A 7,181-nucleotide genomic window follows, 5' to 3' on the forward strand; every position below is an offset into this window, starting at 1 on the left:
GGTGGTTCGGATCACCGGAGCCCGGGTTTGCCACCCTCCGGGTAATTACGTAACGTTGGCGTTGTGAAAAACGCGGCGGCGCTCTCCGGGCAGCAGTCGGCGGCCCCAGCGGCCGTCGGCGCGTCGGTGTCCGCGCCCGTCGTGACCACCTCGGCCGGGTCCACCGGCGCCGCGGCGGCCGAGGTCTCCACCCGGGACCGGGTCACCCAGCTGCTGCTGGAGCGGGGTGCCACCACCGCCGCGCAGCTCGGCGTGGCGCTCGGTCTGAGCCCGGCGGCGATCCGCCGGCACCTCGACGCGATGCTCGCCGACGGTGACGTGTTCGCCCGTGAGCAGACCGTGCAGGGCAGTCGTGGTCGGGGCCGCCCGGCGAAGGTGTTCCTGCTGACCGAGGCCGCGCGGGTGCGCTGTGGCACCCATCACTACGACAACATGGCCACCGCCGCGCTGCGCTGGATCGCCCGCAGTGGTGGTTCGGGCGCGGTCGAGGCGTTCGCCACCGAGCAGGTGTCCGCCCTGGAGTCCCGCTGTCGGGCCGCCATGGAGGACGCCGGCGACGATCCCCTCGCGCGGGCGGAGGCACTCGCCGGAGCGCTCACCGCCGAGGGATACGCTGCCAACGCGACCACGATCGCCTCCGGCGGGCAGCTCTGCCAGCACCACTGCCCGGTGGCGCACGTGGCCGCCGAGTTTCCCCAGCTGTGCGAGGCCGAGACCGCGGTGATATCCCGTCTGGTCGGCACCCACGTGCAGCGCCTGGCCACCATCGCGCACGGCGACGGGGTGTGCACCACGCACATTCCGACCCAGCCGACCCGCGCCCAATCCGGTAATCCCGTCACCACTGTGAGGACAGATAGATGACCGAGCAGATCGTCCAGCCCCTGACCCAGGAAGAGCAGCTCGCCGCCCTGGGTCGCTACGAGTACGGCTGGTCCGACCCGGACGCCGCCGGGGCGGTCGCCCAGCGCGGCATCAACGAGGCGGTGGTGCGGGACATCTCGGCCAAGAAGAACGAGCCGGCCTGGATGCTCGACCTGCGGCTGAAGGGTCTGCGGCTGTTCGGCCGTAAGCCCATGCCGGCGTGGGGCGCGGACCTCACCGGGATCGACTTCGACAACATCAAGTACTTCGTGCGGTCCACCGAGAAGCAGGCCACCAGCTGGGAGGACCTGCCCGAGGACATCAAGAACACCTACGACCGGCTGGGCATCCCGGAGGCGGAGAAGCAGCGCCTGGTCGCCGGTGTCGCGGCGCAGTACGAGTCCGAGGTCGTCTACCACAAGATCCGTGAGGATCTTGAGGAGCAGGGCGTCCTCTTCCTGGACACCGACACGGCGCTGCGTGAGCACGAGGACGTCTTCAAGGAGTACTTCGGCACGGTGATCCCGGTCGGCGACAACAAGTTCGCCGCGCTGAACACCTCCGTGTGGTCCGGCGGCTCGTTCATCTACGTGCCGAAGGGTGTGCACGTCGAGATCCCGCTGCAGGCCTACTTCCGGATCAACACCGAGAACATGGGCCAGTTCGAGCGGACGCTGATCATCGTCGACGAGGGTGCGTACGTGCACTACGTCGAGGGCTGCACCGCGCCGCTCTACTCCTCCGACTCGCTGCACAGCGCGGTCGTGGAGATCATCGTGAAGAAGAACGCGCGCTGCCGTTACACGACCATCCAGAACTGGTCGAACAACGTCTACAACCTGGTGACCAAGCGCGCCGTCTGCCACGAGGGCGCGACCATGGAGTGGGTCGACGGCAACATCGGCTCCAAGGTGACGATGAAGTACCCGGCGGTCTACATGACCGGCGAGCACGCCAAGGGCGAGGTGCTCTCGGTGGCGATGGCCGGCGAGGGCCAGCACCAGGACGCGGGCGCCAAGATGGTGCACGCCGCGCCGCACACCTCCTCGACCATCGTGTCGAAGTCGATCGCCCGGGGCGGCGGCCGCACCTCGTACCGGGGTCTGGTGCAGGTGCTGGAGGGTTCGCACCACAGCCGTAGCACGGTCAAGTGCGACGCGCTGCTGGTCGACACCATCTCCCGCTCGGACACCTACCCGTACGTCGACATCCGTGAGGACGACGTGTCGATGGGGCACGAGGCGACCGTCTCCAAGATCAGCGACGACCAGCTCTTCTACCTGATGAGCCGGGGCCTGAGCGAGGACGAGGCGATGGCCATGATCGTGCGTGGCTTCATCGAGCCGATCGCCAAGGAGCTCCCGATGGAGTACGCCCTGGAGCTGAACCGGCTGATCGAACTCCAGATGGAGGGCGCGGTCGGCTGACGCCGCCCGTCCCCCGTCCGGCCGACCTGACACCGTCGTCGTAGAACAGACCAAGGAAGAAATGACTACCCAGGCTTCCGCGCCGCCCAGCACCAAGTCGCAGGCGCTGCGCTCGTACGACGTCGCCGACTTCCCGGCCCTCACCGGCCTGGAGGAGGAGTGGCGGTTCACCCCGCTCAAGCGCCTCCGTGGCCTGACCGGTGCGGCTCCGGCCGCGACCGGCACGGTCCGGCACGAGTACGGCGACCTGCCCGAGGGCGTGGCCGTCGAGCGCATCGGCACCGACGACCCGCGGGTGGGCAGCGTGCTCATGCCGGTCGACCGGGTCAGTGCGCTCGCGTACGGCGGCGCCGGTGAGGCGCTGCTGCTCACCGTCGCCAGTGACGTGGTGGTGGGCGCGCCGGTGAGCCTGCGGGTGGTCGGCGGCGGTGCGGAGAGCCTGGCGTTCGGGCACACCTTCATCGAGGTGGGCCGCTTCGCCGAGGCGACCCTGGTCCTGGAGCACGTCGGCTCGGCGACCCTGGCCGACAACGTCGAGGTCGCCGTGGCCGACGGCGCGAAGCTGACCCTGGTCACGGTCGCCGACTGGGCCGACGACGCGGTCCAGGCGCAGCACCTCAAGATCAAGCTGGGTCGGGACGCACGGGTGGTGCACATCCAGGTCTCCCTCGGCGGCGACCTGGTCCGGCAGTTCACCAGCGTGGAGTACACCGGGCGGGGTGGCGAGGCCGAGCTGTACGGCGTCTACTTCGCCGACTCCGGCCAGCACCTGGAGCACCGGCAGCTGGTGGACCACACCGTGCCGGACTGCCGCAGCTACGTCGGCTACCGGGGTGCCCTGCAGGGCGACGACGCGCACACCGTCTGGGTGGGCGACGTGCTGATCCGGGCCGAGGCGACCGGCACCGACACGTACGAGATCAACCGGAACCTGCTGCTCACCGACGGCGCGCGGGCGGACTCCGTACCCAATCTGGAGATCGAGACCGGCGAGATCGCCGGCGCCGGCCACGCCAGCGCGACCGGCCGCTTCGACGACGAGCAGTTGTTCTACCTGATGGCCCGGGGCATCCCGGAGGGTGAGGCCCGCCGTCTGGTGGTCCGCGGCTTCTTCGCCGAGCTGATCAACAAGATCCCGGTGGAGGAGCTGCGCGAGCGCCTCGGCGACGCCATCGAGGCCCGGCTGGCCAAGGCGGGCGCCTGATGATCCGGATCTGCTCCACCGAGGACGTGCCGAAGGGCACCGCGATCAGCGCGGACGTCGACGGCACGCCGATCGCGCTGGTGCACGGCGAGGACGGCGAGTTCTACGCCGCCTACGACGAGTGCTCGCACGCCTCGGTCGCCCTCTCCGAGGGGGAGGTCGACGGTTGCACGCTCGAGTGCTGGCTGCACGGCTCGCGCTTCGACCTGCGCACCGGCGAGCCGAGCGGGCTGCCCGCGACCGAACCCGTCCCCGTCTACCCCGTCGAAGTCCGCGACGGCGACATCTACCTCAGCCTGACGCCGAGTAATGGAGTGACCCGATAATGAGCACCCTGGAGATCCGCGACCTGAAGGTGTCGGTCAAGCTGCCCGAGGGTGAGCTCAAGCCGATCCTGGCCGGCGTCGACCTGACCGTGAAGTCCGGCGAGACCCACGCCATCATGGGCCCGAACGGGTCCGGCAAGTCCACCCTGGCGTACTCGATCGCCGGTCACCCCAAGTACGAGATCACCGGCGGTTCGGTGACCCTCGACGGCGAGGACGTGCTGGCCATGACGGTCGACGAGCGCGCCCGCGCCGGCCTCTTCCTGGCCATGCAGTACCCGGTCGAGGTGCCCGGCGTCTCGGTGGCGAACTTCCTGCGTACCGCCAAGACCGCCATCGACGGCGAGGCGCCGAAGCTGCGCACCTGGGGCGGCGAGCTGCGCGGTGCGATGGAGCGCCTCCAGATGGACCCGGCGTTCGCCCAGCGCAACGTCAACGAGGGCTTCTCCGGCGGTGAGAAGAAGCGGCACGAGATCGTCCAGCTGGAATTGCTCAAGCCGAAGATCGCGATCCTCGACGAGACCGACTCCGGCCTCGACGTGGACGCGCTGCGCGTGGTCAGCGAGGGCGTCAACCGGGTCCGCGACACCGGCGACACCGGCGTGCTGCTGATCACCCACTACACGCGGATCCTGCGCTACATCAAGCCGGACTTCGTGCACGTCTTCGTGGCCGGCCGGATCGTCGAGCAGGGCGGGCCGGAGCTGGCCGACAAGCTCGAGGCCGAGGGCTACGAGCGGTACGCCGCCGGGGCCGGCACGGCCAAGGCCTGAGCGAGAGGCGCTGCCGAGATGACCAGCATCGCGATCCCGCCGGGGATGCCGCAGTACGACGACGTGCCGCGTTTCGACGTGGCCCGGGTGCGCGCCGACTTCCCGATCCTGGACCGGGAGATCAACGGGCATCCGCTGGTCTACCTCGACAGCGCCAACACCTCGCACAAGCCCCGCCAGGTGCTCGACGTGCTCGACGAGCACTACGCGCGGCACAACGCCAACGTGTCGCGCTCGGTGCACACCCTGGGCACCGAGGCCACCGAGGCGTACGAGGGGGCGCGGGCGAAGATCGCCGCGTTCATCAACGCGCCGAGCGTCGACGAGGTGGTGTTCACCAAGAACTCCACCGAGGCGATCAACATCGTGGCGTACGCCTTCTCGAACGCCTCGCTGCGCCCCGACGGTGACCCCCGGTTCCGGCTCGGCCCGGGCGACGAGGTGGTGATCTCCGAGATGGAGCACCACTCGAACATCGTCCCGTGGCAGCTGCTGTGCGAGCGCACCGGCGCGACCCTGCGCTGGTTCCCGGTCACCGACGGCGGCCGCCTCGACGAGTCCGGCCTGGAAGACCTGGTCACCGAACGGACGAAGATCGTCTCGCTGGTGCACATGTCGAACATCCTCGGCACCGTCAACGCCACCTCCCGGATCACCGCGCGGGTCCGCGAGGTGGGCGCGCTGCTGCTGCTGGACTGCTCCCAGTCGGTGCCGCACCTGCCCATCGACGTGGTCGACCTGGACGCCGACTACATCGTCTTCACCGGCCACAAGATGCTCGGCCCGACCGGCATCGGCGTGCTCTGGGGCCGGGGGGAGCTGCTGGCGGCCATGCCACCGGTCTTCGGCGGCGGCTCGATGATCGAGACGGTCACCATGGCCCGGGCGACGTTCGCCGCGCCGCCGGCCCGGTTCGAGGCGGGCACCCCGCCGATCGCCGAGGCGGTCGCGCTCGGCGCGGCGGTGGACTACCTCACCGGCATCGGCATGCCGGCCATCCAGTGGCACGAGAAGGAGCTGACGGCGTACGCGCTGGACGCCCTCGGCTCGGTCCCCGACCTGCGGATCTTCGGCCCGACCGTGCCGATCGGCCGGGGCGGCACCATCTCGTTCGCGCTGGGTGACGTGCACCCGCACGACGTGGGTCAGGTGCTCGACTCGCTCGGCGTGCAGGTGCGGGTGGGCCACCACTGTGCCAAGCCGGTGTGCAGCCGGTTCGGCGTCCCGGCCATGACCCGGGCCTCGTTCTACCTCTACACCACCACCGAGGAGATCGACGCTCTGGTGGCCGGTCTGGAGCAGGTGCGGAAGGTGTTCGACTGATGCAGCTCGACCAGCTCTACCAGGAGATCATCCTGGACCACTACAAGCACCCGCACGGGCGTGGCCTGCGCGACGCCGACGACCCGGGCGACCAGGTCGCGGAAGCGCACCACGTCAACCCGACCTGCGGCGACGAGGTCACCGTCCGGGTGGCCACCGACGGCGACGTGCTGCACGACATCTCGTACGACGGGATGGGCTGCTCGATCAGCCAGGCCTCGGCGAGCGTCCTGCACGAGTTGCTGCGTGGCCGGGGCGCCGGGGAAGCATTCGAGGTGCACCAGGCGTTCGTGGAGTTGATGTCCGGACGTGGCCAGGTCACGCCCGACGAGGACGTACTCGGTGACGGGGTTGCTTTCGCGGGTGTGGCCCGCTACCCCGCCCGGGTCAAGTGCGCGCTGCTGCCGTGGATGGCGTTCAAGGACGCCGCGGCACGCGCCGGTGTGGGCGTGAGCCCGGAGGTGAAGGCATGAGCGAGAACACCGCTACCGCAGCGACGCCGGAGGCCGGTGACGCCACCGCGGCGCCGCAGACCGACGCCGTGACGACCAACGGTGCCGCGACGCCGGGTGCCGGCGACGCCGTCACCCCGGCTGGCGACGCGGTCGCCGCAGCGGGCGGCGCCGTCACCCCGGCGGGTGGCGTCAGCAAGGCCATGATCGCCGACATCGAGGAGGCGATGAAGGACGTCGTCGACCCGGAGCTCGGCATCAACGTGGTCGACCTCGGCCTGGTGTACGGCGTGCACGTCGACGACGAGAACGTCGCCACCCTGGACATGACGCTCACCTCGGCGGCCTGCCCGCTGACCGACGTGATCGAGGACCAGGCCCGGCAGGCACTGACCACCGGCCCCGGCGGCGGTCTGGTCAACGACATCCGGATCAACTGGGTGTGGCTCCCGCCGTGGGGTCCGGACAAGATCACTGACGAGGGCCGGGACCAGCTTCGTTCCCTCGGCTTCAACGTCTGAGCCGACCCCGGTCGGCTCCACCCGTCGAGCGCGATGCCCACCGGGGCGTCGCGCTCGACCCGTCCCACGCCTCCCTCGGCCGCGCGCCGGGATCCTGCTGCGTCGATCTTGCACTTTTGGTCGTTGTTGTAGGCCGGTAAGGGGCATTCGTCACCACAGGAAGTGCAAGATCGGGTGGGCGCGGGACTCGGCGAGAGCCTGGAGATCGTGCTCGATCCAGGATGTAGTGGCATCTGGCGCTCCCGACACCACTACATCCTGGATCGAGCACGATCTTGGCGCGGGGCGCGG

8 protein-coding genes are annotated in these 7,181 nt (G+C 69.9%); all 8 read left to right on the plus strand.

What is annotated here, in order from left to right:
* The first annotated feature begins 63 nt into the window (after window positions 1-63).
* The 8 genes from F8271_RS11315 to F8271_RS11350 all read left to right on the plus strand — a co-directional run bounded on the left by F8271_RS11315 (window position 64) and on the right by F8271_RS11350 (window position 6,890).
* Window positions 64-864: a metalloregulator ArsR/SmtB family transcription factor gene (locus tag F8271_RS11315; protein ID WP_151489652.1), complete on the plus strand. Its 801-nt coding sequence runs from the start codon at window positions 64-66 to the stop codon at window positions 862-864.
* On the plus strand, window positions 861-2,291 hold the full coding sequence (sufB, locus tag F8271_RS11320) for a Fe-S cluster assembly protein SufB (protein ID WP_074312771.1): 1,431 nt from the start codon (window positions 861-863) through the stop codon (window positions 2,289-2,291). The genes F8271_RS11315 and sufB overlap by 4 nt, the downstream gene beginning before the upstream one ends.
* Before the next feature lie 61 nt (window positions 2,292-2,352).
* Window positions 2,353-3,495, plus strand: coding sequence for a Fe-S cluster assembly protein SufD (sufD, locus tag F8271_RS11325; RefSeq protein ID WP_151489653.1), 1,143 nt, complete (start codon window positions 2,353-2,355; stop codon window positions 3,493-3,495).
* Window positions 3,495-3,821, plus strand: a complete 327-nt coding sequence (locus F8271_RS11330; protein WP_151489654.1) for a non-heme iron oxygenase ferredoxin subunit — start codon at window positions 3,495-3,497, stop codon at window positions 3,819-3,821. The genes sufD and F8271_RS11330 overlap by 1 nt, the downstream gene beginning before the upstream one ends.
* Window positions 3,821-4,594, plus strand: a complete 774-nt coding sequence (sufC, locus tag F8271_RS11335; RefSeq protein ID WP_151489655.1) for a Fe-S cluster assembly ATPase SufC — start codon at window positions 3,821-3,823, stop codon at window positions 4,592-4,594. The genes F8271_RS11330 and sufC overlap by 1 nt, the downstream gene beginning before the upstream one ends.
* Before the next feature lie 18 nt (window positions 4,595-4,612).
* The gene (locus tag F8271_RS11340; RefSeq protein WP_151489656.1) at window positions 4,613-5,917 is read left to right on the plus strand and encodes a cysteine desulfurase; all 1,305 of its coding nucleotides are present in this window, start codon (window positions 4,613-4,615) and stop codon (window positions 5,915-5,917) included.
* Complete coding sequence (gene sufU / locus F8271_RS11345; protein ID WP_151489657.1) at window positions 5,917-6,390, plus strand: Fe-S cluster assembly sulfur transfer protein SufU; 474 nt, start codon at window positions 5,917-5,919, stop codon at window positions 6,388-6,390. Before F8271_RS11340 ends, sufU begins: the two co-directional genes overlap by 1 nt.
* Complete coding sequence (locus F8271_RS11350) at window positions 6,387-6,890, plus strand: metal-sulfur cluster assembly factor (protein ID WP_151489658.1); 504 nt, start codon at window positions 6,387-6,389, stop codon at window positions 6,888-6,890. Before sufU ends, F8271_RS11350 begins: the two co-directional genes overlap by 4 nt.
* Window positions 6,891-7,181 lie beyond the last annotated feature (291 nt).

Origin of the sequence: Micromonospora sp. ALFpr18c (assembly GCF_008868155.1) — a bacterium.
Lineage (GTDB): Bacteria > Actinomycetota > Actinomycetes > Mycobacteriales > Micromonosporaceae > Micromonospora.